18 protein-coding genes and 1 tRNA gene are annotated in these 24,712 nt (G+C 66.5%); 13 read left to right on the plus strand and 6 right to left on the minus strand.

Annotated features, from left to right (window positions below; genetic code table 11):
* Nucleotides 1–11: 11 nt before the first annotated feature.
* The 4 genes from ABS767_RS06555 to ABS767_RS06570 all read left to right on the plus strand — a co-directional run bounded on the left by ABS767_RS06555 (nucleotide 12) and on the right by ABS767_RS06570 (nucleotide 6,105).
* On the plus strand, nucleotides 12–1,619 hold the full coding sequence (locus ABS767_RS06555) for an alpha-amylase family glycosyl hydrolase (protein WP_408077548.1): 1,608 nt from the start codon (nucleotides 12–14) through the stop codon (nucleotides 1,617–1,619).
* 32 nt (nucleotides 1,620–1,651) lie between these two features.
* Nucleotides 1,652–3,709 (plus strand): glycoside hydrolase family 97 protein, encoded by a 2,058-nt coding sequence (locus ABS767_RS06560; RefSeq protein WP_408077549.1) that lies wholly within the window; start codon nucleotides 1,652–1,654, stop codon nucleotides 3,707–3,709.
* 117 nt (nucleotides 3,710–3,826) lie between these two features.
* A complete protein-coding gene (locus ABS767_RS06565) occupies nucleotides 3,827–5,239 on the plus strand; it encodes an amino acid permease (protein WP_408077550.1) in 1,413 nt (470 codons plus the stop codon).
* Nucleotides 5,236–6,105 carry an S-methyl-5'-thioadenosine phosphorylase gene (locus ABS767_RS06570; RefSeq protein WP_408077551.1) on the plus strand — a complete coding sequence of 290 codons (870 nt, stop codon included), beginning with the start codon at nucleotides 5,236–5,238 and terminating at the stop codon, nucleotides 6,103–6,105. The genes ABS767_RS06565 and ABS767_RS06570 overlap by 4 nt, the downstream gene beginning before the upstream one ends.
* Here ABS767_RS06570 and ABS767_RS06575 read toward each other — a convergent pair.
* The 5 genes from ABS767_RS06575 to ABS767_RS06595 all read right to left on the minus strand — a co-directional run bounded on the left by ABS767_RS06575 (nucleotide 6,102) and on the right by ABS767_RS06595 (nucleotide 11,467).
* Nucleotides 6,102–8,657 carry an HWE histidine kinase domain-containing protein gene (locus ABS767_RS06575; RefSeq protein ID WP_408077552.1) on the minus strand — a complete coding sequence of 852 codons (2,556 nt, stop codon included), beginning with the start codon at nucleotides 8,655–8,657 and terminating at the stop codon, nucleotides 6,102–6,104. The genes ABS767_RS06570 and ABS767_RS06575 overlap by 4 nt on opposite strands.
* Nucleotides 8,650–9,207, minus strand: coding sequence for a biliverdin-producing heme oxygenase (locus ABS767_RS06580; protein ID WP_408077553.1), 558 nt, complete (start codon nucleotides 9,205–9,207; stop codon nucleotides 8,650–8,652). The genes ABS767_RS06575 and ABS767_RS06580 overlap by 8 nt, the downstream gene beginning before the upstream one ends.
* Nucleotides 9,208–9,279: 72 nt before the next feature.
* The gene (locus ABS767_RS06585; protein WP_408077554.1) at nucleotides 9,280–9,474 is read right to left on the minus strand and encodes a DUF1289 domain-containing protein; all 195 of its coding nucleotides are present in this window, start codon (nucleotides 9,472–9,474) and stop codon (nucleotides 9,280–9,282) included.
* 2 nt (nucleotides 9,475–9,476) lie between these two features.
* The gene (locus ABS767_RS06590) at nucleotides 9,477–10,898 is read right to left on the minus strand and encodes a DEAD/DEAH box helicase (RefSeq protein ID WP_408077555.1); all 1,422 of its coding nucleotides are present in this window, start codon (nucleotides 10,896–10,898) and stop codon (nucleotides 9,477–9,479) included.
* Between the two features lie 89 nt (nucleotides 10,899–10,987).
* Complete coding sequence (locus ABS767_RS06595; RefSeq protein WP_408077556.1) at nucleotides 10,988–11,467, minus strand: hypothetical protein; 480 nt, start codon at nucleotides 11,465–11,467, stop codon at nucleotides 10,988–10,990.
* A 78-nt stretch (nucleotides 11,468–11,545) separates the two neighbouring features.
* Between ABS767_RS06595 and ABS767_RS06600 the strand changes: the two genes are divergently transcribed.
* Together ABS767_RS06600 and ABS767_RS06605 are read left to right on the plus strand one after the other, a co-directional pair.
* Nucleotides 11,546–13,006 (plus strand): FAD-binding oxidoreductase, encoded by a 1,461-nt coding sequence (locus tag ABS767_RS06600; RefSeq protein ID WP_408077557.1) that lies wholly within the window; start codon nucleotides 11,546–11,548, stop codon nucleotides 13,004–13,006.
* Nucleotides 13,007–13,037: 31 nt separating this feature from the next.
* Nucleotides 13,038–13,820, plus strand: a complete 783-nt coding sequence (locus ABS767_RS06605) for a SapC family protein (RefSeq protein ID WP_408077558.1) — start codon at nucleotides 13,038–13,040, stop codon at nucleotides 13,818–13,820.
* Between the two features lie 311 nt (nucleotides 13,821–14,131).
* Here ABS767_RS06605 and ABS767_RS06610 read toward each other — a convergent pair whose 3' ends face one another.
* Nucleotides 14,132–14,971, minus strand: a complete 840-nt coding sequence (locus ABS767_RS06610; RefSeq protein ID WP_408077559.1) for an N-formylglutamate amidohydrolase — start codon at nucleotides 14,969–14,971, stop codon at nucleotides 14,132–14,134.
* A 161-nt stretch (nucleotides 14,972–15,132) separates the two neighbouring features.
* Between ABS767_RS06610 and cpdR the strand changes: the two genes are divergently transcribed.
* The 7 genes from cpdR (at nucleotide 15,133) to ABS767_RS06645 (ending at nucleotide 24,665) form a co-directional block, all read left to right on the plus strand.
* Nucleotides 15,133–15,510, plus strand: a complete 378-nt coding sequence (gene cpdR / locus ABS767_RS06615; RefSeq protein ID WP_408077560.1) for a cell cycle two-component system response regulator CpdR — start codon at nucleotides 15,133–15,135, stop codon at nucleotides 15,508–15,510.
* Between the two features lie 70 nt (nucleotides 15,511–15,580).
* A tRNA-Val gene (locus ABS767_RS06620) sits at nucleotides 15,581–15,655 on the plus strand.
* Between the two features lie 128 nt (nucleotides 15,656–15,783).
* Nucleotides 15,784–16,320, plus strand: coding sequence for a sigma-70 family RNA polymerase sigma factor (locus tag ABS767_RS06625; RefSeq protein WP_408077561.1), 537 nt, complete (start codon nucleotides 15,784–15,786; stop codon nucleotides 16,318–16,320).
* Nucleotides 16,317–17,390 (plus strand): FecR family protein, encoded by a 1,074-nt coding sequence (locus ABS767_RS06630; protein ID WP_408077562.1) that lies wholly within the window; start codon nucleotides 16,317–16,319, stop codon nucleotides 17,388–17,390. Before ABS767_RS06625 ends, ABS767_RS06630 begins: the two co-directional genes overlap by 4 nt.
* Before the next feature lie 125 nt (nucleotides 17,391–17,515).
* On the plus strand, nucleotides 17,516–20,626 hold the full coding sequence (locus ABS767_RS06635; protein WP_408077563.1) for a TonB-dependent receptor: 3,111 nt from the start codon (nucleotides 17,516–17,518) through the stop codon (nucleotides 20,624–20,626).
* Between the two features lie 73 nt (nucleotides 20,627–20,699).
* Nucleotides 20,700–23,489: a M16 family metallopeptidase gene (locus ABS767_RS06640; protein ID WP_408077564.1), complete on the plus strand. Its 2,790-nt coding sequence runs from the start codon at nucleotides 20,700–20,702 to the stop codon at nucleotides 23,487–23,489.
* A 138-nt stretch (nucleotides 23,490–23,627) separates the two neighbouring features.
* Nucleotides 23,628–24,665 carry a PLP-dependent cysteine synthase family protein gene (locus ABS767_RS06645; protein ID WP_408078660.1) on the plus strand — a complete coding sequence of 346 codons (1,038 nt, stop codon included), beginning with the start codon at nucleotides 23,628–23,630 and terminating at the stop codon, nucleotides 24,663–24,665.
* Nucleotides 24,666–24,712: the final 47 nt, after the last annotated feature.

Genomic DNA, 24,712 nt, shown 5'->3' on the forward strand with positions numbered 1-24,712 from the left:
AGCACGCGGCAATGCCCCTCACAAGAACCGATGGCGACTGGTGGCGCGGCGCGGTCATCTACCAGATTTATCCGCGCAGCTTTGCCGATAGCAACGGCGACGGGATCGGCGACCTGCCGGGCGTGACCGCGCATCTCGATCATGTCGCGGCGCTCGGCGCCGACGCGATCTGGCTTTCGCCCTTCTTCACCTCGCCGATGCGCGATTTCGGCTATGACATCTCCGATTATTGCGGCGTCGATCCGATCTTCGGCACGCTGGCCGATTTCGATGCGCTGATCGCCCGCGCGCATGCGCTGGGGCTCAAGGTCATCATCGATCAGGTCTATTCGCACACCTCCGACCAGCATGAATGGTTCAAGGAAAGCCGGTCGAGCCGGGACAACCCGCGGGCCGACTGGTATGTCTGGGCCGACGCCAAGGCGGATGGGTCACCGCCGACCAACTGGCAGTCGGTCTTCGGCGGTCCGGCCTGGACCTGGGACGCGCGACGCGGCCAATATTATCTGCACAATTTCCTCAGCTCACAGCCCGATCTCAACCTGCACAATCCGCAGGTACAGGATGCCGCGCTGACAGCAGCGGAATTCTGGCTGAAGCGCGGCGTCGACGGATTTCGCGTCGATGCGATCAACTTCGCGATGCACGATCCCCAACTGCGCGATAATCCGCCCGCGCCGAACGACGGCAGTCCGCGCACCCGCCCGTTCGATTTTCAGCAGCATATCTACAACCAGAGCCATCCCGATATCGTGCGCTTTCTCGAACGGCATCGCGCGCTGACCGATGCCTATGGCGGCGCATTCACCGTTGCCGAAGTCGGCGGACCGACGCCCCAGGCAGAGATGCACGCCTTCACCGCCGGGACCACGCGGCTCAACAGCGCCTATGGCTTCGACTTCCTCTATGCCTCCGCGCTCACCCCCGCGCTGGTCAAACAGGCGGTGGAAACCTGGCCCGATACGCCGGGAACCGGCTGGCCGAGCTGGGCATTCGAAAATCACGACGCGCCCCGCGCGATCTCGCGCTGGGTCGAGCCGGAGCATCGCGACGCCTTTGCCGCGATGAAGATGCTGCTGCTGCTGTGCCTGCGCGGCAACGCGATCCTGTTCCAGGGCGAGGAGCTGGGGCTGACCCAGGTCGATATCCCGTTCGAGAAGCTGCAGGACCCGGAAGCGATCGCCAACTGGCCGATGACATTGAGCCGCGACGGCGTGCGCACGCCGATGCCGTGGCAGGCGGAGGCATGCAATCTCGGCTTCGGCGAGGGCGAGCCCTGGCTTCCCGTCGGCGCGGACCATGCGACGATGGCGGTGGATCGCCAGACGCGCGACAACGGCTCGCTGCTCAACCTCACACGCGGGCTGATCGCGACCCGTGCGGCCAGCCCGGCGCTGCGGCAGGGCGCGATGCAGGTGATCGAGGCCGGCGACGCGCTGCTCGTGTTTACCCGCAGCCATGGCGATCAGCGGCTGACCTGCGCGTTCAATCTGGGCAAGGAGGCGCTGACATGGCATCCTGCGGGTCCGGATCGCGTTCGGGTGCTGACGGCCGTCAACGGCGCGCAGCCCGGCAGCCTGCCCCCCTATTCGGGCATGGTCCTCGAGACGATAGACTGACGCCCGTGAGGCGCCAACGACAGGAGAGTATGATGCGTGGACTAATGGCTCTGACAGCGTTGACGCTTGCGAGCGCGGCGCCGGCGTTTGCGCAGGACGTGGCACAGGGGACCGCACAGCGCGACGGCGGCATCTCCGTCGCCTCGCCCGACGGGACGCTTCGGGTCACCGTCACCGTCGATGGCGACGGGCGGCCGCATTATGCGGTGACGCGCGGTGGCAAGCCGCTGGTCGAGCCCTCCAGGCTCGGCTTCCTGCTGACCGACGCGCCCAAGCTCGAGCGCAATTTCGCGATTGCGAGCCATACGACCTCCAGCGCGGACACGACCTGGCAGCAGCCGTGGGGCGAATGGCAGACGGTGCGCGACCGGCACACCGAGCTGCGCGTGCAGCTCAAGGAAACCACCGCGCTCGCGCGCGTGATGGACGTGGTGTTCCGCGTGTTCGATGACGGGTTCGGCTTCCGCTACGAATTTCCGGGGCAGGACAATCTCAAGACGCTCAACATCGCCGACGAACTGACCGAGTTCGCGCTGGCGAGTGACGGCACCGCCTGGTGGACCCCGGCGGGCGAGTGGAACCGCTACGAATATCTCTACAACAAGACGCCGGTGAGCGCGGTGACGCAGGCGCATACCCCGGTCACGATGAAGCTGGCCGACGGCACGCATCTGGCGTTCCACGAAGCGGCGCTGGTCGACTTCGCCGGCATGTGGCTGCGCCGGGTGGAGGGAACGCGGTTCCGCGCGACGCTGTCTCCATCGTCGCAGGCCGCGCGCGTTTCGCGCGACGCGCCCTTTACCACGCCGTGGCGCACCGTGCGCGTCGCCGACAGCGCACCGCAGCTCTACATGTCGCAGCTCGAGCTCAACCTCAACGAACCCAACAAGCTGGGCGATGTCAGCTGGTTCACCCCCAGCAAATATGTCGGCGTGTGGTGGGAGATGCACCTCGACAAGGCGACCTGGGCGACCGGTGACAAGCTCGGCGCCAAGACCGCGAACGTGAAGCGCTATATCGATTTCGCGGCGAAAAACGGCTTCCGCGGCGTGCTGGTCGAGGGGTGGAATGTCGGCTGGGACGGCGGCTGGTTCGACAATGGCGACGCGTTCGACTTCGACAAGCCGGTCGCGCAGTTCGATATGGCCGCGCTGTCGGCCTATGCGAAGAAGAAGGGCGTCCACCTGATCGGTCACCACGAGACCGCCGGCGGCGCGAGCCAGTATGAGGCGCAGCTCGACGACGCCTATCGTTTTGCTGCGGCGAACGGGATCGAGGTGGTGAAGACCGGCTATGTCACCGATGCCGGACAGGTCGACCGCGACTGGCCCGACGGCAAGCGAACGCAGGAATGGCACGACGGCCAGTTCATGGCGCGCCATCACCTGAAGGTCGTCGAAACCGCCGCGAAGTACAAGATCGCCGTCAATCCGCACGAGCCGATCAAGGACACGGGCCTGCGCCGCACCTATCCCAACTGGGTAAGCCGCGAGGGCGCGCGCGGACAGGAATACAACGCCTGGGGCGTGCCCAAGAACCCGCCCGAGCATGAGGCGAACCTGTTCTTCACCCGCATGCTGGCGGGGCCGTTCGACTTCACGCCCGGCGTGCTGAGCCTTGAGGGCAAGAATGGCGAGCCGATCCACTCGACGCTCGCCAAACAGCTCGCGCAATATATCGTGCTCTATTCGCCGATCCAGATGGCGGCCGACCTGCCCGAAAATTACGCGAAATATCCGGGCGCGTTCCAGTTCATCAAGGATGTCGCGGTCGACTGGACCGACACGCGCGTGCTCAACGGCGAGGTCGGCGATTATGTCACCGTGGTCCGCAAGGCGAAGGGCAGCGGTGAGTGGTTCCTGGGCGCGGTCACCGACGAGGAGGCGCGGACGGTCGAGGTGAAGCTCGATTTCCTTGAGCCCGGCAAGACGTTCGAGGCGCAGATCTATCGCGATGGCGAGGGCGCGGATTATCGCACTGCCAAGCGCCACGCGATCGTGATCGAGAAGAAAACCGTGAAGCGCGGCGACACGCTGCCGCTGTGGATGGGGCCGGGCGGCGGCGCGGCGATTCGCTTCGTGGCGCGGTGATGCGAACGGCGGGGGCGGGGGTGTGCAGCGTGATCGCTTTATCGCAGCGCCGTCCCGTCCCCCGTTGACGGCGCGCGCGTCCCGTCGCACCCCTTGGCGACAAGACAGGGGGACTTCATGGGCAATGGACTGTTTCGGACGCGCGCGGTCAAGGACGTGGCGGATCATGCGCCCGAGCATCGGCTCGCCGCGACGCTGAGCTGGCCGCATCTGATCGCGCTCGGCGTCGGCGCGATCGTCGGCACGGGGATCTTGACGCTGATCGGCGTGGGCGCGGGCAAGGCGGGACCGGCCGTCATCCTGTCCTTCGTGATCGCGGGCGGCATCTGCGCCTGCGCGGCGCTCGCCTATGCCGAGATGTCGACGATGATGCCCGCCTCGGGCAGCGCCTATACTTATAGCTATGCGGTGCTCGGCGAAATCATCGCCTGGGCGGTCGGCTGGTCGCTTATCCTCGAATATTCGCTCGTCGTCAGCGCGGTGGCGGTCGGCTGGTCGGGCTATGCCGCCCCGCTGCTCGGCGCTTGGCTCGGCATGCCGATGGAGTTCATGCAGGGGCCACATGCCGGCGGGATCGTCAACATCCCCGCCATTGCGATCATCGCGGTGGTCGCGGCGCTGCTGTCCTTCGGCACGCGGGAAAGCGCAACGCTCAATGCCGGGCTGGTGATCGTCAAGATCGTGGCACTCGCCGTCTTCGTGTCGGTCGCGCTGCCCTATCTCGACGCGGCGAATTTCGAACCCTTCGTACCTTACGGCTTTGCCAAGAGCGTGTCGCCCGACGGCGTCGAGCGCGGGGTGATGGCGGCGGCGGCGATCATCTTCTTCGCATTCTACGGCTTCGACGCGATCTCGACCGCGGCGGAGGAGACCAAGAATCCCGGCCGCGATCTTGCCATCGGCATCGTCGGATCGATGATCGCCTGTGTCGCCATCTACATGCTCGTCGCGGTCGCGGCGGTCGGCGCGGCGTCCTATACCAGCTTCGCTAACAGCCCCGAACCGCTCGCGCTGATCCTGCGCGAACTGGGTCAGCCGGGCTTCGCGACCTTCCTCGCCGTATCGGCGGTCATCGCGCTGCCCACGGTGCTGCTCGGCTTCCTGTTCGGGCAGAGCCGCATCTTCTTCACCATGGCGCGCGACGGCATGCTGCCGATCGCGCTCGCCAAGGTGTCGCGGCGCGGCGCCCCGGTGCGCATCACCATCTTCACCGCGATCATCGTCTCGATCATCGCCGGGCTGCTGCCGATCGACGAGATCGCGGCGCTCGCCAATGCCGGGACGCTCGTGGCGTTCGCCGCGGTCGCGATCTGCATGATGGTCCTGCGCCGCCGCGCGCCCGATGCGCCGCGCACCTTCCGCACGCCGCTGTGGTGGCTGGTCGGCGCAATCGCCGTGCTCGGCTGCGCCTATCTGTTCATCAGCCTGCCCGCCAAGACGCAGCTCTATTTCCTGCTCTGGAACCTCCTCGGCGTTGTCATCTATTTCACCTATGCCCGGCCGAAAGTGAGCAGACAGGGCATGGCATGAGCGGCTGGCATATCGGGATCATCGGCGGGTCGGGGCTGTATGATGTCGAGGGGATCGAGGACGGGAAGTGGATCGCGGTCGCTTCACCCTGGGGCGATTCGTCCGACGCGATCTTCACCGGGCGGCTGGGCGATGTGCGGGTCTCGTTCCTCCCGCGCCACGGTCGCGGCCATCGCGTCAGCCCGTCGGAGCTGAACAGTCGCGCCAATATCGATTGTCTCAAGCGGCTGGGTGTGACCGATATCCTGTCGGTCTCGTCGGTCGGCGGACTGCAGGAGGAGCGCGCGCCGGGCACCTTCACGATCGTCGATCAGTTCATCGACCGGACCAAGGGTCGCCCGTCGAGCTTCTTCGGCACCGGCATGGTCGCGCATATCTCGATGGCCGATCCGGTCTGCCCGCGCTTGTCCGCGCTGGCCGCCGATGCGGCGGCGGCGGCGGGCGCGGAGGTCCATCGCGGCGGCACCTGTCTGGTGATGGAAGGGCCGCAATTCTCGACCCGCGCCGAAAGCCATCTCTATCGCAGTTGGGGGTGCCACGTGATCGGCATGACCGCGATGCCGGAAGCCAAGCTTGCGCGCGAGGCCGAACTTCCCTTCGCGATGGTCGGGATGGTCACCGACTATGATTGCTGGCGCGAGGAAGAAGCTGCGGTCGATGTCGCGCAGGTGATCGCGCAACTGTCCGACAATGCTCAAAAGGCGCGCGCGATGGTGCTGGGCCTGCTCCGCGCGCTGCCTGCGGAGCGCATGCCCTCGCCGATCGACACCTGCCTCGACACCGCGCTGATCACCGCGCCCGCTGCCCGCGACCCCGCGCTGCTGGCGAAGCTCGACGCGGTGGCCGGGCGGGCTTTGCGCGGTTAGCTGAGCATTTCTGCCAGCGCGCGTGCGATATTCTCTATCGTATAGGGCTTTTGCACCACGGTTCGCCCGCGATGCTGGTCCGGGAATTGCGCCTGCTCGCCATAACCGGTCGCGAACAGATACGGGATGTTGCGCTCGAGCAGCGCGTCGGCGATCGCGAAGCTGGTCGTGCTGCCAAGGTTGATGTCGAGGATCGCGATCGTCGGCGGGCCGGCGGCAATCAGGTCCAGCGCCGCATCGACCGATGCCGCCGTAATCACTTCCGATGCGCCCAGCCGCGTGGCGATATCCTCCGCGTCGAGCGCGATGATGAGGCTGTCCTCGACCAGCAACAGGCGTTGGCCGGTCAGCAGATCCGTGGGTGGCTCCTCGCGATGACCGTGCGCGGTGCGCGGAAAGCGGATTGTCGGCGCCCCACCCGGGCGCGGCTTGGATACGTGGCGTCCAGGAATGCAGAAATCGGCTTCGAACCCGCTTTCGGCGTAGCGCATCTCGGCTTCGCCTCCCAGGTCATAGGGCACCGAACGCTCGATGATCGTCGTTCCGAATCCTTTGCGCGACGGCGCAGTCACCGGAGGGCCGCCCTGCTCGCGCCACCGCAACAGCAAGTCGCCCTGCTCCGAACATTCCCAGCTCATCGTGACGGTCCCGCCATCGACAGACAGGGCGCCATATTTATTGGAGTTGGTAACCAGTTCGTGCACCACCAGTGCCAGCGTCGAGAACGCCTGGGGATTGAGCAGGACCGGCTCCCCTTCGCTCAGGATACGGTCTTCAGCCTCGACAAAGGCGGCCGCTTCGGCGTCGATTAGCGCCTGAAGCGGCGCGGGCCCCCAATGATCCTCGGTAATCTGGTTGTGCGCGCGCGCCAGCGCGTGAATGCGACCGTCGACCACCTTTACGAAGCCGCGCACCGCCTCGTCGTCGGGCTGCGCCTGACGGATCAGCCCGCGAATAAGGCCCAGAATGTTGCGCACGCGGTGATTGAGTTCGGCAATCAACAGCTCCTGCCGCGCGCCGGCGCGCTGGCGCTCGGCCGAGGCCTCGTCCGCCAGCCGCAGCACCACCTCGATCAGCGTCGCGCGCAGCGTTTCGGCGACGCGCAGCTCCGATGCAGTGAAGGGGCGTGAGCGGCCGCTCACCAGTTCCTTCCATTCGTCGAAACTGGCGCGCGGGGTCAGGCGTGGCCCGTTGGGGCCGTATTCGACCGGCTTGTGCGGATCGCCCGCCCAGCGGATCGAGCGAACCATTTCCGCCCTGAACAGTACGACGTAATCGCGCGGCGACCGCGAGATCGGAATGGCGAGCAGGCCGGCGGCCAGGCTCGTGAAAGCTTCCGCCCCGGTGACGAGCGAGCCGATATGATCGGTCGCGAACACCTTGCCCGCGGCGGTCGCGTTGAGCGCGCGGACGATCCGCCGGAAATCGTCGGTCGGCGGCGTCACGCCCGAAAAGGCATAGCTTCCGCCGAGCCAGACTCCGACGCCATCGGCAGGAATAGCGTTGGTGAGGATATCCGCGAGCCAGTCGGGATCGCGCAACAGCGTTTCGTCCGACGCGACCGCTCCCAGCAGTTGATCGGAGATGTCGCGCGCGCGGCGTTCGAACTCCACCGTCTGCTGCCGCTCACGGCTTTCGAGCCGCATGGAGAACATCTGCGCGAACAGCTCGGAAATCGAGCGGCGCTCGAAGCTGGGGTGGCGGGGCGAATAATGGTGGCAGGCGAACAGGCCCCATAATTTGCCGTCGACCAGGATCGAGATCGACATGGAGGCATCGACCCCCATATTCTTGAGATACTCGATATGAATCGGCGATACCGAGCGCAGCAGCGAAAGCGAGAGGTCGAGCGGTTCGCCGCGCTCGTCCAGCTCGGGCACAATCGCCACCGGCTTCGCGTTCACGTCCGCGATTACGCGCAACAGATTGCGGGTGTAAAGGACGCGCGCCTGAACCGGGATGTCGCTGGCAGGATAATGGAGACCGAGGAAGCGGCCGATTCCGGGCTTGCACGCTTCGGCGACGACCTCGCCCGATCCGTCGGCCGCGAAGCGATAGACCATCACCCGGTCATAGCCGGTCAACGCCTTTACCTGGCGCGCACCCTCGCGAAAGAAGGAGGTGGTGTCGCCGCACTGGTCCAGGCGTGCGATCATCGACCGCACCATGCCGGTCACGTCGCCGACTTCGCCGGTCGAACGCTCGCCCTCGATCACGATCTGCCCGCCCGACATATGGATGGCGAGGTCGAACCGGTCGCTTCCGGGAACCAGGTCGATCCCGAACAGCCGTTCGACCGCATCGGGGCCGCGCAGCATCGCGGTACGGTTGCGCAGCTCATGCATCGCATGCGACGGGAGGACATCGGCCAGCGGCTGGCCGATCAGGCGGCCGGTCTCGGTCTGCAGATAATCCTGAAGATTGGCCGAGGTGCGCGCGACGATCCAGTCGGCGGTCAGCGCGATCAGGAAACCGATCGGCTGGATCGTGCCGAGGATATGGATGGGTTCACGATCGCAATTGGTGAGATCGACCGGATTGGGATCATTCAACGTCGTGCGTCCTTCTTTCTCGTTCCGCGCTGTCGGCGAACAGGGCGAACACCTCGCGTGCGGCGCTCACCGCCATCTCGCGCTGGCACGCCGTCATCAGATATACGTCCAGCAGTCCCACCAGGTCGCGCCAACGTTTCGGCGCGGGCGCAGAACGGATGAACCGGCCCGGCAGGTCCTCCGGTACCGACCGCGCCAGCATCGCGCCACCCAGCCGCGACCCTTCCAGCACATAGATCGCGCCGAGCGCGCGCTCGTGGGTGCTGATGCTCATGTCGGCGAGATCGGGTTCGGGGTCGCCAAGCTCGGCCAGATCCGCGCGCAACAGGCCCCCGCGCCGCCGTTCGGGCCAGTCGCCGACCACTGCGGAGGGATCGAACCGGTCGATCGCGGCCTCGACTGTCAGGAACGGCTCGGCCTGCGCGCGCAGAAAGGCGCGGTATCCGCCGCGGCTTCGCAGATCGAAGGTGGCATAGGCGCGGTCGACACGGTCATGATCGGCCGCGGTCTGCAGTCGCAATGCATGCCGGGCCGAGGAGGGGACGATCATCGTTCAGAACCTTGGCCGAGGGCGATGATCACCACAAGTGATTGTTTCCCGCCCGGAATGTGTTTGCACCGGCTAATCGGCCGCGATCCGCGCGAGAATCGCGCGGCGCCGCTCGTCACTGGCGGTCGACCATTCTGCGATTTCGTCCAGCGTGCGGCGGCACCCCTCGCACACATCGTCCGCGCCGATGCGGCAGACGTTGATGCATGGGCTCGCCACCGCCGGGATGGAGGTGAAGGCGAGGAAGTCGTCCTCGTCTTCCTTCATGGTCAGGCGGGAATGGTGAAATTCAGGAAATCGGGGACCGGGCCGTTCCAGCCGCCATCATCCTTGCCGTCCGGACCCTCGTCCTGCGCCTCGAACCGGCGATCGCGGCGGGCAGGGCGCTCGTCGCGCCGCCGGTCGTCGCGCGGCCGCTCCTGGCGGGCACGCTCTTCACGCGGCGGGGCAGGACGCGCCGCTTCCCCGCGCGGGGTGTCGGCGACGGCCGCCGCCTCGGGCTTTTCGGCCTTCGGCTTGCGGCCGCGGCCCTTCTTCTCGGCGGGCGCGGTCTCGTTGGTCTCGCCGCCCGGAACCTCGCCCAGCCGCTCGATCTTCTGGCCCTGCAGCTTCTCGATATTCTCGATCGCCTCGGCGTCCGCGGACGTCACCAGCGTATAGGCGGTGCCGGTCGCGCCTGCGCGGCCGGTGCGGCCGATGCGATGGACATAATCGTCGGGATGCCAAGGCGCGTCGAAGTTGAACACATGGCTGACGCCCTTGATGTCCAGCCCGCGCGCCGCGACGTCCGAGGCGACCAGGATATTGACGTCGCCCGCCTTGAACCGGTCGAGCTCGGCAATGCGCGACGACTGGTCCATGTCGCCATGGATCTCGGCCGAGCGGAAGCCGTGTTTCTTCAGGCTCTTGTTGAGCTCGCGCACGGTCGTCTTGCGGTTGCAGAAGATGATCGCAGTGCGCACGTCCTCGGCATTGAGCAGGCGGCGCAGCAGATCGCGCTTGGCGAACGCGCTCGACGGCGCCGGGACCAGCCGCTGGGTGATGTTGAGGTTGGTCGACGCGGGACGTGCGACCTCGATCGTCTTGGGGTTCGACAGGAACTTGTCGGCCAGCTTCTTGATCGGCGGCGGCATCGTCGCGGAAAACAGCAGCGTCTGGCGGTTCGGCGGCAGCTTGGTGCAGATATTCTCGATATCGGGGATGAACCCCATGTCGAGCATGCGGTCCGCCTCATCGATCACCAGCAGGTTGCAGCCGGTGAGCAGGATCTTGCCGCGTTCGAACAGGTCCATCAGTCGGCCGGGCGTCGCGATCAGGACGTCGACGCCCTTTTCCAGCGCCTTGACCTGGTCGCCCATCTGCACGCCGCCGATCAGCAGCGCCATGCTAAGCTTGTGGTTCTTGCCGTATTTCTCGAAATTCTCCGCGACCTGCGCGGCGAGTTCGCGCGTCGGCTCGAGGATCAGGCTGCGCGGCATCCGCGCGCGGCTGCGCCCTTCGGCCAGGATATCGATCATCGGCAGCACGAAGCTGGCGGTCTTGCCGGTGCCGGTCTGGGCGATGCCGATCAGGTCGCGCATCATCAGCACCGACGGAATCGCCTGCTTCTGAATCGGAGTCGGATCGGTATAGCCCGCCGCCTCGACGGTCTTCAGCAATTCGTCAGAGAGGCCGAGTTCGGCAAAGCTCATTCAGATGTCCGGAAAAACGGGGCGCGCCCCTGTAAGTAAGCTCACGGGCGCTTTGAGGAAATGGTACGAAAAGTCAAGGTAAACGCGGTTCAGCGCCCCGGTATCAATGCGCGGAAAGCCTTGATCCGGCATTCCCCGCCGGCGCGCGAGCGAAACGAGTCGCGCTTGGCGCACACTTTTCCGTCCTTGTTCGGCTTGACGTAGAAGCCAGAATAGAAATCGAGCGCGGGGCACTCATTGCCCAGTTTGGCGCGCACGCGACGCCCGCCGGACAGGACCAGATCGACACTGTCCGACCGGATGATGGCCGCGCCTGACAGCGAATCGGTGCTGACGCAATCGTCGGCGCGCTTCTCGACCCAGTCGATCGGCGGCAGCGGCGCGGGCATCGGCGCCGACATGCGCCGGACCGGATCGGGGCGCGGCACGCGGATCACGATATGCTGCTGGATTCGCACTTGCGCCAGGCGGGTGGGGCCGCGCGGCACGGACGCGCCAGCCTTGCCCTCTACGGGGACACCCGCGGGCAGCAGCAGCGCGGCAGTGGCGGCAAGCAGCAGATTCACCATGACACTGTGCCTCATAACCGGGCGGGTTGAACAGCCGATGAATTGCCCGCTGCTGTCCCATCGTGATAGCGGCAGGGCATGACCGCATCACCCTCCCACGACCCCGTTCAGTCGCTTGCCCGACAGGCGCTCGCCCGCTTCGGGCCGAAGGTCGCGATCACCGATGGCGACGCGATCGCGCCCTGGCTGACCGACTGGCGCGGGCGGTATCACGGCGCCGCGTCGCTGCTGCTCCAGCCCGGCACGACGGCAGAGGTCGCCGAACTGGTGACGCTGGCGGCCGCGCTGCGCGTTCCGCTGGTGCCGCAGGGCGGCAATACCTCGATGGTCGGCGGCGCCACGCCGCCTGCGGACGGCCGCGCGGCGATCCTGTCGCTGCGGCGAATGAACCGGGTGCGCACGATCGATCCCGCGGCGGGAATCGCGGTGGCCGAAGCCGGGGTGATCCTGTCGGACCTGCACGATGCCGCGCTGGCACGGGGGCGGCGCTTTCCGCTGACGCTGGGGGCGAAGGGGAGCGCGACGCTGGGCGGGCTGGTCTCGACCAATGCCGGCGGCACGCAGGTGCTGCGCTTCGGCACGATGCGCGGGCTGGTGCTGGGGCTGGAGGCGGTTCTGCCGGACGGCAGCGTCCATGACGGGCTCGCGCCACTCAAGAAGGACAATCGCGGCTATGACCTCAATCAACTGCTGATCGGTGCGGAGGGGACGCTCGGCATCGTCACCGCCGCGACGCTGCGGCTGGTTCCCGCCTTGTACAGCCGCGCCGTCGCCTGGGTCGGGGTCGAGTCGCCGCATGCCGCGCTCGCATTGCTGCGCCTGTTCGAAGCCGCCACTGATCGCGTCGAGAGCTTCGAGATCGTGCCCGCCCATTCGCTGGGACTGGTGCTGGAGCACATTCCCGAGACGCGCGCGCCGCTGTCGGGGGCGCATCCCTGGCATGTGCTGATCGAGGCAGGGGCGAGCGACGCCGATCAGGAAGCCCCCGCCGCGCTGATCGAGCGTCTGCTGGCGAGCGGCCTCGAACAGGGCCTGGTGGGCGACGCGACGATCGCGGCGAGCGAGACCCAGGCCGAGGCCTTCTGGAAGCTGCGCGATTCGATCTCGGAGGCGGAGCGGGCGAGCGGCCCGGCGCTCCAGCACGACATTTCGGTGCCGGTCGCGGCGATGCCGGACTTCATGATCGACGGCGCGCGCGCGGTGGAGGCGGCGTTTCCCGGAACCAGTGCGGGGGCGTTCGGCCATCTCGGCGACGGCAACGTCCATTTTCACGTCCGCGCGCCCGCTCGAGCGGGTGCCGACTGGGCGGTCGCGCAGTCGGCGATCATCAGCCCGTTCGTCCATGACCTCGTCGTCGCGGCGGGGGGATCGATTTCAGCCGAGCATGGCATCGGACAGATGAAGCGCGACGAACTGGCGCGCCTTTCCGCTCCCGCGCGGCTGCATGCGCTCGCCGCGATCAAAAGGGGACTGGATCCCCATAATCTGCTCAATCCCGGGAAACTTGTTACCCTTGCGCCCGAGCGCGCGGATCAATAGACCGCGCACACCAAAATCCCAGGAGAATTTCATGGCCAGCGCGCCGCAAGCACAGGGTCTTCCGCTCTTCTACAACGATCTGCAGCCGCTTTCGAGCGATCTGCACGGCAATTACCGCGTCCGCGCCGCTGAAACTGCGCCCTTCCTTGCGCGCACCCATGCCGTGCCGGTCACGGTCGAGGAGTTTCCGCTGATCCAGCGCCATATGCCGATCGTGTTCTCGGCGGGGGACGAGCCGGTGCCGCTCGCGCTGATGGGCCTGAACGAAGGCGTCAACGTGTTCTTCGATGCGGACGGCAAGCTGCTCGGGAGCGAGCCGGTCTACATCCCCGCCTATATCCGCCGCTATCCCTATCTGCTCGCGCGCCTGCGCCCGGATTCGGAAGAGCTCTCGCTGTGCTTCGATCCGACGTCGGATACGATCGGCGCGTTCGACGAGGGCCAGGCCCTGTTCGCCGACGGCAAGCCGACCGAGCTGGTCCAGCAGATCCTGAAGTTCAACGAGGAATTCGAGGTCGCCGGACAGCGCACCGGTGCGTTCGTCAAGGAACTGGCCGAGATGAACCTGCTGATGGACGGTGAAGTCGCGATCCAGCCGGATGGCGCGGAGCAGCCCTATATCTATCGCGGCTTCCGCATGGTCGATGAGGCGAAGCTCAACGAACTGCGCGGCGACCAGCTGCGCAAGATGCAGCAGAGCGGCATGCTGCCGCTCGTCTATGCGCATCTCTTCTCGCTCAGCCTGATGCGCGAGATTTTCTCGCGTCAGATGCAGCAGGGCAACGTCGTCGCGCAGCCCGCGCCGGCCGCCTGAACCTCGATCCCGCGGCGCATTCGTGCCGCGGGACCCGACCGCACGGCGCATGGCGGGATCGATTGAGCGGACGACTTTGCTCCGTTCGTCGCATTTCCGATTGTGACCTTGAAGCCACGGTCAAGCATAACTATACTGTTTTTAGCGCGGTTTCGTGTCCCCCCTTTCGCGGACCCGCGCGGCACGCCCTCGGGCGTGTCTCCTCCCTGAACCTTGGCCGCCCGGTGGCAACACCGGGCGGTTTTTTTGTGCGCGCCGGGGCTGTGATGTGCGGGGGCGGGCGGCGCGACGTCGCCATGCCCGCGCGAAGGCTACTGGGCAGCATCCGCGAGCGGCAACGCCTCGTCCGAGACCGCGTCGATCATCTGGCGGAGCAGCGTGGCGGCCGCCTCGAGTCCCGGGCCGGTGCCATCGCGGCGTCGGTCGAGATACAGGCTGCGGTCGAACTCGATCTGGATCGCGTGGATGTTCAGCGCGGGATCGCCGTGGCGGTCGAGGACATGGCCGCCCGCATAGGGGGTGTTCACGGCGCTGCGGATGTGCGCGGCATGCACGACCCCCTCGATTCGGGAGACGAATCGTGCGGCGCTCGATCGGCCGAAGCGGTCGCCGATCACCACCCGCGCGGCGCCCGGCGCAAGCGGCGGCATCGAGTGGATGTCGAGCAAGACCGCCACGCCGAACCGCGCGCGCGCGGCGGCCAGCGCGGTCGCCAGTGCGGCATGATAGGGGCGGTGGTCCTGCACGATGCGCGCGCGCACCTCCTCCGCGGCAAAGCGGCGGCGCCACAGGTCGATCCCGCCTGCGCGACGGGGCACCAGGCCAAGGCCGCTGCGCAATTTCAGGGACTGCGCGCTTTCGGGCATCGATTGCGCGCCCTCGTCGATGCGGGGATCGCGCTCATGCTCGGCGCGGTTGAGGTCGATCCAGGCGCGCGGGCGGGTGGCGACGAAGAGCGTTTCGATCCCCCGGGCCGCCAGCGCCAGCGTATCGGCATGGCGATCCTCCAGTGCGATCAGGCTGCTCGCCGGGGCGCGCAGCGCCGCGCGCAGCGGCAAAGGATAGTCGCGTCCGGCATGCGGGACCGACAAGACCACCGGCGAGGCGGGGGATTCGGGACCGTGAAGGTCGAAGGGCGGCGTCGCGCGCACAGGACCAGTTTATGCAGGACAGGGGCGCTCTGCAACGGACCAGCGCGGTTCGCCCTGTCGCGCGTAGTCCGGATCGCGCATGGGCTGGAAAATCTTAAGCCCTTTGCGCATAACGTCCGCATCCGCGACGGCGCGGTGCCGGAGCGGCGGGCGAGGGGCGAATGACCAGAATATTGTTGGCCGAAGACGATCAGGTGATGCGCGAATATCTGACGCGTGCGCTCGAAAAGTCCGGCTATGCGGTCGTCGCGGTCGACCGCGGAACCGCCGCGCTCCCGCTGATCGAGGCCGAGCGCTTCGATCTGCTGCTCAGCGATATCGTGATGCCGGAGATGGACGGGATCGAGCTCGCCCAGCGCGCGAGCGAGATCGCCCCCGATATGCGCATCATGTTCATCACCGGCTTCGCGGCCGTCACGCTGAAGGCGGGGAAGCAGGTACCGCAGGCGCGGGTGCTGTCTAAGCCGTTCCATCTGCGCGACCTGGTGCTCGAAGTGGACCGTCTGTTCGAGATGGAGCAGGTCCCCAGCCGGAATTGACATCGGGCGCTTGCAAGGGGCACCCGCCCCCGCTAAAGCGCCGCTTCCCGAGATTCGCCGCAAGGCGAGTGGGCGTGTAGCTCAGTGGTAGAGCACTGTGTTGACATCGCAGGGGTCGCAAGTTCAATCCTTGCCACGCCCACCATGATTAAGCCCGCCAGCTCGACGAGCTGGCGGGCTTTTCAATAGGCCTTCCGGCATTCGAGCTTTTTTTGCGGTTCCTCGCTCCTCGCGCGTCTAGTCGGTGAACAGTCGTGAGAACCGCGATCAGCTATGCGAGACCGATCGACCCCGATTGAGACGAATGCGGCGCGGCGGTCGGTCGAAAGCCTGTCGATACGCTATGGAAGCGTGCTGCTGCGCTATTTCACGCGGCGCGGCATCTCGGCGCCGGATGCACAGGATCTCGTTCAGGAGGTGTTCGCACGGCTGCTGCAAAAGGATGATCTCGATCATGTCCAGAGTGCCGATCGCTACCTGTTCGTCACCGCCGCCAATCTTGCCCGCGATTATTTCCGCTATCAGAAGGTTCGCGTCGCGCATCCCGTCACCGGGTTCGCGGATGAACTCCATCGCATGGACGATTTCGACCCCGAGCGCATCCTGGGCGGGCGCCAGGAACTGGACATTCTGATCGCCGCATTGAACGAGATGCCCGAGCGCATGCGAAACATCTTCATCCTGGCCAGGCTCGAAAACCTGTCGCGACTCGAGATCGCCCAGCGTCTGGGCGTCTCGAAGCGGACGGTAGAGGCACAGATCACGCTCGCCACCGCCTGCCTTGCCGAACGTCGGAGGCGCGTGACGTGAGCCCGTACCCGACATCCCCATTGCGCGCGCCCTGGCAGCCCGACGCAGTGCATCAGAGTGCTGCGGCATGGGCCCTGCGGCAGGAGCAGGGCGACCTGACCGAAGGCGAGCAGCAACGTTTCGCGCAATGGCTGGCCGAAGACGATGCGCATGCCGATGCCTATGCCGATGCGGTCTGGGCGCTCAACGCAACCGCGCGACATGCCGGCGACCCCGCCCTGCTCGAGCTGCGGCGGTCGGCGCTGGGCGCGCGGGCCAGCCGCAAGCGGTTGTGGAGCTGGACCGGCGCGGCCGTCGCGGCGGCGGCCGCGCTGGTCACGGCGATGATCTGGACGACCGGCCCGGAGCGCACGCTGGTACCGACGGTCCAGCCGCCTTCGCTGGCCGGCGCCGCGGGAGAACCCGCGACACAGCGCTATCGGACCGGGGTGGGGGAGCGCGCGGCGATCGACCTGCCCGACGGTTCGGTCGCGACGCTCGATACCGATAGCCAGATCCGCGTGGACTATTCGCAGGGCGAACGGGCGGTGCACCTGATCAAGGGGCAGGCACTGTTCGAAGTCGCGCACGGCCAGCCGCGGCCGTTCCGCGTCTATGCGCGGGGGCAAGAGATCACTGCGGTCGGCACCATATTCAACGTGCGGCTAGAGGGCGAACGCGTCCGCATCGCGATGGTCCAGGGCGTGGTCAAGGTGCGTGCTGCACCGCGCGCGGGAGCCACAGCGGGCGCTCCCCGGCGCGAGATTACGCTGACGGCGGGCGACGGCGCCATTGCCGCGCCGGCAGCGCCGCTTGAGGTCAGGCCGGTCGAGCCGCGCGACGTGACGGCCTGGCGCGGTGGACAAATCGTGTTCAACGACGTGCCGCTGGCAGAGGCGGTGGCAGAGATTAATCGCTACACCGTGCGTCCGATCGCGCTGGCCGATGCCGCAGTGGGCAGATATCGCGTCAGCGGGGTGTTCAAGGCGAACGATCCCGAAGCCTTTGCGCGCGCGGCGACCGAAGTCCTGCCGGTGCGCATCACGCAGGCGGGTGAGGGCCCGCTGACCCTCCGCGCCCAGGGCGACTGACGCTTTTGTGAAAGTTTTTTTGCGGACCCGTCGCTTCGGCCCGTCTTCAAAGTCGATCGACATATCGACACGGGGGGATTGGAACGATGGGGATGGGAAACCGGACATGGATGCGCGCAGCGGTGATGGCAGCGTCGACGGCGCTCGTCGCCGTGCCGAACATGGCGTCGGCGCAGGACATGACGCGCCGCTACGATATCGCGGCACAGGGTCTGGGCACCGCGCTCACCGAGCTCGCGCGCCAGAGCAACCGGCAACTCCATTTCTCGCCTGATCTCACGCGCGGCAAGCGCGCGCCCCGTCTGACCGGACGCATGAGTTTCGAGCAGGCGCTCGAGCGGTTGCTGCAGGGGTCCGGACTGCGCGCGCGCCAGACTGCGAGCGGCGCGATGGTGATCGAGCGCGCGCTGCAAACGACGTCCGAGGCCGATGGCGCGCCGACGGACGAACCGGGTGCCGGGCGGTCGGAAATCCTCATCATCGGCAACCGGTCGCTCAATGCCGACATCCGTCGTAGCGAGGATGACGACCAGCCCTATGTGGTATTCGGAAAGGAAGAGATCCGCGCGTCTCAGGCTGCGTCGGTCGAGGAGTTTCTAAGCAGCCGGCTGCCACAGAATGCCCGGTTTTCCGGATCGAATGCGCAGGCCGCCGGGGGCGTGGGCTCGCCCTATTCCACGTTCAATCTTCGCGGACTCGGTTCGAACCAGACGCTGATCCTCGTGAACGGCCGGCGCGTTGCGGACCGTTCGGCCGCCAATGGCGGCCCGGCCCAGCCCGATCTCAACGGCGTTCCGGTCGGCGCGATCGAACGCATCGAAGTGCTCCCGTCGTCGGCGGGCGGCATCTATGGCGGGAATGCAGTCGGCGGCGTGATCAACATCGTGCTGCGCAGCGACTATCGCGGGGTCGATGTGACCCTCAGCCACAATTCGACCTTCGATTTTCACGCACCGACGACCCGGCTCGATATCGCCGGCGGGTTCGCGCTGGAAGGCGGGCGGACCACCGTCGCCTTCAGCGGCGCGGTGAGCGATTCAGGCACGCTGCTGGTCAAGGATCGTCGGCGCCTTGTCCAGCAGGGGATCGATCGCGGCTTTGCCAATCAGTCGCCCTATCTCGGAAATGCCACGCCACCGATCGGCAACGGCATCAACATTCGCAGCACGACCGGCGCGAACCTGGTGCTCGACAATGGCGTCGCGCTCAATTCCAATCTCGCCACCGTGCCGCTGGGCTATGCCGGCTATGCGAGCGACGGTGGCGCGGCCTTCGTTGCAGGGGCGGGCCAGCTCAATCTCGACATGCCGGAGGATCTGAACGGCTCCGAACGTGCGCTGGTCACATCGTCGGAGCTCCGGTCGTTCAACGTCAACGTCCGGCGCAAGTTCAACAGCTGGCTCGACCTGTTCGGCGACTATTCGCACTTCGTGAACAAGGGCAACAGCGTCGGCGTCACCCAGCTTCCCAACACGGCGACGCTGGCGGCCAATGCGCCGACCAATCCGTTTCAGCAGCAGGTGACGGTCTCGTTCCCGGTTCCGGACTATGCCTTCCCCTATGAGTTCGAATCGACCAGCCGGCGCCTCAGCACCGGCGCGATCGTGCGCCTTCCGGGCAAATGGGGCGTCAATGTCGAGTTCAACCGGAGTTGGTCCTCGGCCCGTTCGACGGGCTATGTCTATGTGACCGAACTGGCCGCCACGACCTGCGGGCTCAATGCGTCGACCTCGGCCTCCTGCGCCGGACGCCCCCTGCTCAATCCGTTCCAGGGGCCGATCGACTTCGGATCCTATCTGTTCGACGAGCCGACAGCGGTCACCGGACCCTATAAGTCCACCTTCGACAACCCGGTCATCCGTGCGTCCGGACCGCTGTTCAAGTTGCCCGGTGGTTCGGCCACGCTGACCGCAGCCCTGCAGCGCGAAGCGCGGACGATCGAGAGCACGCGGGACGTGACGTTCAATCAGTCGACCCGCTCGCGCACCTACACCTTCTATTCCCCCCGCTTCCAGCGGACCAATTCGGCCTATGCCGAAGTGACGCTCCCGCTCGTCTCTTCGGCGCGCGACATCCCGATGCTGCGCGAATTCGAATTGCGCGGCGCAGTCCGGCACGACGATTATCTGACGCGCTCGGCGCCGCTGAGCGCCTATCAGCTGGTGACCACCGATCCGGATGCGCCGTTCCCGGATTACACGCCGCTCGAGGCGCGGATCGACAGCACCAACTACACGCTTGCCGGGCGGTATTCGCCGTTCGAAGGCCTCGTTCTGCGGGCAAGCTTCGCCACCGGCTTCCTGCCGCCCAGCGTGATCCAGCTGGCCAACACCACGCTCACGATCCCGCAGTTCAATCCCGATCCCTTTCGCGGCAATCGGGCCGAGGGTTATAGCTACAGCCTGATCACCGGGCTCGGGAACACCGAGCTTCAGCCCGAACGGTCGAAGAGCCTGTCGCTGGGCGCGATTCTGACGCCGTTCCGGGGGCTGCGCTTCTCCGCAGACTATACCCGCATCAAGAAGGATAGCGAGATCGGCGGTGTCCCGATCCCCTATCTGCTGGCAAATCCGGAACAGTTTCCAGGCCGGGTGGTGCGGGAAGACGCGCCGCGGCCGGGCGATCCTGCCGGCTATCTCGGTCGCATCGTCTCGATCGATGCCTCGCCGGTCAATTTCTTCCGGGCGATCTATCAGTCGGTCGACTTCCAGCTCGACTATCTCTGGGAAGACGACGCGCTCGGCAAGGTTCGGCTGTATGCGATCGGCACCTGGCATCCCGACAGCATCCGGCAAACCACGGCGCAGGGGGCCTCGCTCAACTATGCCGGCAATCGCGACGGGCCGTTGCACTGGCAAGGCAATGCCGGGTTCGACTGGCAGGTTGGCAAGCTGAACGTCCAGTGGAATACGCAGGTCTACAGCAGCTACAACATCTACAACACGGCGGACCCGAGCACGACGAGCGGCGCGGCCGCGATCGCCAGTGCGATCGCGCTCCAGGGTGAGCGCAAGGTGCCGGTTCAGTCCTATAGCGATCTGTTCGTCGCCTATGACTTCGGGGATCAGGCTGGCGTCCTGAATGGGCTGCGGCTGTCCGCCGGCATCCAGAATATCTTCGACAAGACCCCGCCGGTCATCGCGATCACCACGTATCGCGCGTCGGGCTACAGTAGCTATGGCGACGCCCGCCTGCGTCGCTTCACGATCAGCCTGCGCAAGTCCTTCGGCAAATAGCCGTGCACGATCGGTGCTCCTGGACCGTGGGGCGGCGCTCCACGGTCTTCCTCCCGCGTATCTGGAGAACGTCATGAAGGTTCGGTCCTCTTCCGCCATTCCCCTTGCCCTGCTGCTCGGGTGGGTCGCCATGGCGGGGGCGTCTGCGCAGCAGAAGACGCCGCGCAAGCCCGCTGCGGTGGTGAAACAGGCGACATCCGCGGCCCCCGAGATGAAGCCGATCCCGATCTCGTTCGAGCGGTTCGTGCTTCCCAACGGCCTGACGGTGATCGTGCATGAGGATCACAAGACCCCGATCGTGGCGGTCGGCGTATGGTATCATGTCGGCAGCGCGAACGAGACGCCCGGACGCACCGGGTTCGCGCATCTGTTCGAGCATCTGATGTTCAACGGCTCGCAGCACGCCGATACCGACTGGTTCGAACAAATGAACGAGGTCGGCGCCAGCGCGAACGGCACGACCGATTTCGACACGACCAAATATTATCAGGTCGTGCCGAGCGTAGCGCTTGATCGCGTCCTGTGGCTCGAGTCCGACCGGATGGCGAACCTGCTTCCGGCGGTTGACCAGGCCAAGCTCGACGAGCAGCGCAAGGTCGTCCAGAACGAAAAGCGCCAGCGCGAGAACCAGCCGCTCGCCAGGATGGGCGAAGTCCTGACGCGGGGCAGCTATCCCGCCGGACACCCCTATAGCTGGGAGCCGATCGGGTCGATGGACGACCTCAACGCCGCGACCCTCGACGATGTCCGCGCGTTCTTCAACACCTGGTACCGTCCCAACAACGCGGTGCTGGTGCTCTCGGGCGACGTCACCGTTGCGCAGGCGCGGGAAAAAGTCGCGCGCTATTTCGGGAACATCCCCGCGGGCCCGCCGATCAACCGGGTCAAGGACTGGCCCGCCAGGCGGACGGGGGACACGCGCGTGCAGATGGATGTGCAGATCGCCAACCCGATCCTGTTCAAATTCTGGAACGTTCCGGGTCGCAACGATCCGCAGATACCGATGCTGAAGATCGCCGCGGAAACGATGGGCGAGGGCCAGAGCAGTTTCCTTCACCGGCGTCTCGTGCTCGAGCGCAAGCTCGCGAGCGAAGTTCGGGCGGGGGTGTCGTCCATGGCGCTCGGTTCGATCTTTCAGGTCAATGCTACCGCCAGGCCGGGTGTCGGCCTCGATCGGCTCGAAGCGGCGCTCGACGAAGAGATCGCCGCCTATCTGCGAACCGGGCCGACCGCCGAAGCGGTGGAGCGCTACAAGCGCAGCCGTTACGCGGGCACGGTACGCGCGCAGGCAGGGGTGCTCGGCCTCGCGTCGCGGCTTGCGGAAAGCGAGCTGTTTGCCGGAGACCCGGGCGACGATGCGGCGCGCCAGCAGCGCACCCTCGCCGTCACGCCCGCTCAGGCGGTTGCGGCCGCGCGCCAGTGGATTTCCGAGGGCGCCCTGATCGTCGAGGCCCGGGCGGTGCCGAAATATGCCGTATCCGGCGCAGCAGTGGATCGCGCGACCAAGCCGGCGATCGGCACGATGGCCGATTTCGCCCTGCCTGCGCTTCAGCGCGCCACCCTGTCCAATGGGCTGAAGATCGCCCTGGCCGAGCGTCACGACGTGCCGACCGTCTCGATGACGATGTATTTCGACGGCGGCGCACTGCCCGACCGCAACCCCGCCTCGGTCGGCCTGTCGGAAGGGTTCTCGCTGACGATCGCAGGCACTGCGACGCGCTCGCGCGACGACATTGCGACCGCGCTCGAACGGCTGGGGGGAAGCGTCTACTGGACGGTCGCGCAGGAGGATACGCGCTATTCGATGGAGGCGCTCAAGGCGAATCTCGACGAGACGCTCGATCTCTACGCCGATGTCCTGCTCAATCCCACCTTCCCGCAGGACGAATGGACGCGCAAGCAGGAGCGGTTCGTCCGCGGCTATGAGGAAAGCAGCCTCACACCCACCGGCAAATTCCGCCGCCTCGCCCCGCGCTATGTCGTGGGCGAGGACCATCCCTATGCCGCGCGCCTGACGCCCGAAACGATCCAGAAGCTGACCACCGCCGACTTGCGTGGCTTCTATGAACGCTGGGTGCGTCCCGACAATGCGACGCTGCTCGTCGTCGGCGACACCACGCTTGCGGAACTCGTTCCCGAGCTGGAGCGCCGACTGCGGGAGTGGAAGGCGCCGTCTGCACCGCTGCCCACGAAGCCGGCACTGGCGCCGCCCGAACGCCCTGCCGGCCCGCGCGTCGTCCTGATCGATCAGCCCGGAGCGAAGTCCAGCATCATCAAGGTCCTGCAGGCCGGTGGCCCGCGCACCGATCCCGATTTCGAAGTGCGCAGGGTGGCGAACACCGTGCTGGGCGGTCACTTCCTATCGCGGCTCAATATGAACCTGCGCGAGCAAAAGGGGTGGTCCTATGGCGCGTCGTCGAGCATCGAGTCCGCCCCACTGATCGGAATGATCGAGGCGGGCGGCTCGGTGCAAGCCGACAAGACCGTCGACGCGATGCGCGAGATCGATCGTGAGATCCGCGAGATCGCGACCACGCGCCCGCCCACCGACGAAGAGATCGCCGCCGCCAAGAATTCGCTTTTGCTGGGGCTGCCCGCGCAACTCGAAGGACCTGGCGGGATGAAGGGCTTCTACGCCGACAGCTTCGAATATGGTCTGCCCGACGACTATTGGAACGGCTATGTCGGCCGGGTGCAGGCGTTGACGCCCGATCAGGTCCGGTCGGCCGCGCGCGGCCTGTTCCGACCGAAGGAACTGACCTGGATCGTGATCGGCGACCTGTCGACGATCGAGGCGGATATCCGAAAGCTCGGACTGGGGGAGGTCGAGGTGGTCGACGCTTATGGAAAGCGCCTGCGCTAACGGATATCAGTCCGCGCGCTCCGGCTTGCGGGGCTATTCGGGGTGACGACAGCGATGACTCTCCACGGCGAAACCACGCGTCCCTCCGCACGCCCGGGCGCGCGCACGGCGCTCGGGCCCTCGCAGCGGGCATGGCGGATGGAGGCGATCCGGCGCATCGAGGCGGACTATCACCGGTCCGCCGACACGCACCTGATCCGAGTCGATTTGCCGCGCCATCCCGGGATCACGCTGTATCTCAAGGACGAAAGCAGCCACCCGACCGGCAGCCTCAAGCACCGCCTGGCGCGTTCGCTGTTCCTCTATGCGCTCTGCAACGGCTGGATCGGGCCGGACACGTGCGTGATCGAATCCTCGTCGGGCTCGACCGCCGTCAGCGAAGCTTATTTCGCGAAAATGCTGGGCCTGCGCTTCATCGCCGTCGTTCCGGCGAGCACCGCGGCGCCGAAGCTCGATGCGATCCGCTTTCACGGCGGCGAGATCCATGCCGTCGAGGACCCGCGCACGCTCGACACCGTCGCGCATCGGCTCGCCCGTGATACCGGGGGGCATTATCTCGACCAGTTCACCTATGCCGAGCGGGCGACGGACTGGCGCGGAAACAACAACATCGCCGAGAGCATCTTTACCCAGATGGCGACGGAAGAAGCGCCGGTGCCGGCGTGGATCGTATGCGGCGCGGGGACCGGCGGTACTTCGGCCACGATCGGCCGCTATATCGGATATCAGCGTCACGCGACGCGGCTGTGCGTCGCCGATCCGATCGGGTCGGTGTTTCACCGCCATTATGCCGAGCCGGACGTGCTCGAGCTGTCGGACGGCTGCACGAGCTGCATCGAAGGCATCGGGCGCGCGCGGGTGGAGCCAAGTTTCATGCCGTGCGTGATCGATCGCATGGTCGCGGTGGAGGACGCGGACAGCATCGGCGCCATGCGCGCGCTGTCCGAACATCTCGGGCGGCGCGTCGGCGGATCGACCGGCACCAACATGGTGGCGTGCGCAACGTTGATCGAGGAGATGGCCGCGGCTGGCGAACGCGGGTCGGTCGTCACGCTGCTGTGCGACAGCGGCGAACGCTATGGCTGCACCTATTATGACGATGCGTGGCTCGCCGCGCGCGATCTGGACTGGGCACCATCCGCAGCCCGGATCCGGCAGACCTTGCAAAGCCGCTGAGGCTTCGACACCGGCGCGTGCGGCGCAGTCGCCGGGCTGCAACGGCG

The sequence above is a fragment of the Sphingomonas plantiphila genome (assembly GCF_046000505.1).
Taxonomy (GTDB): domain Bacteria; phylum Pseudomonadota; class Alphaproteobacteria; order Sphingomonadales; family Sphingomonadaceae; genus Sphingomonas; species Sphingomonas plantiphila.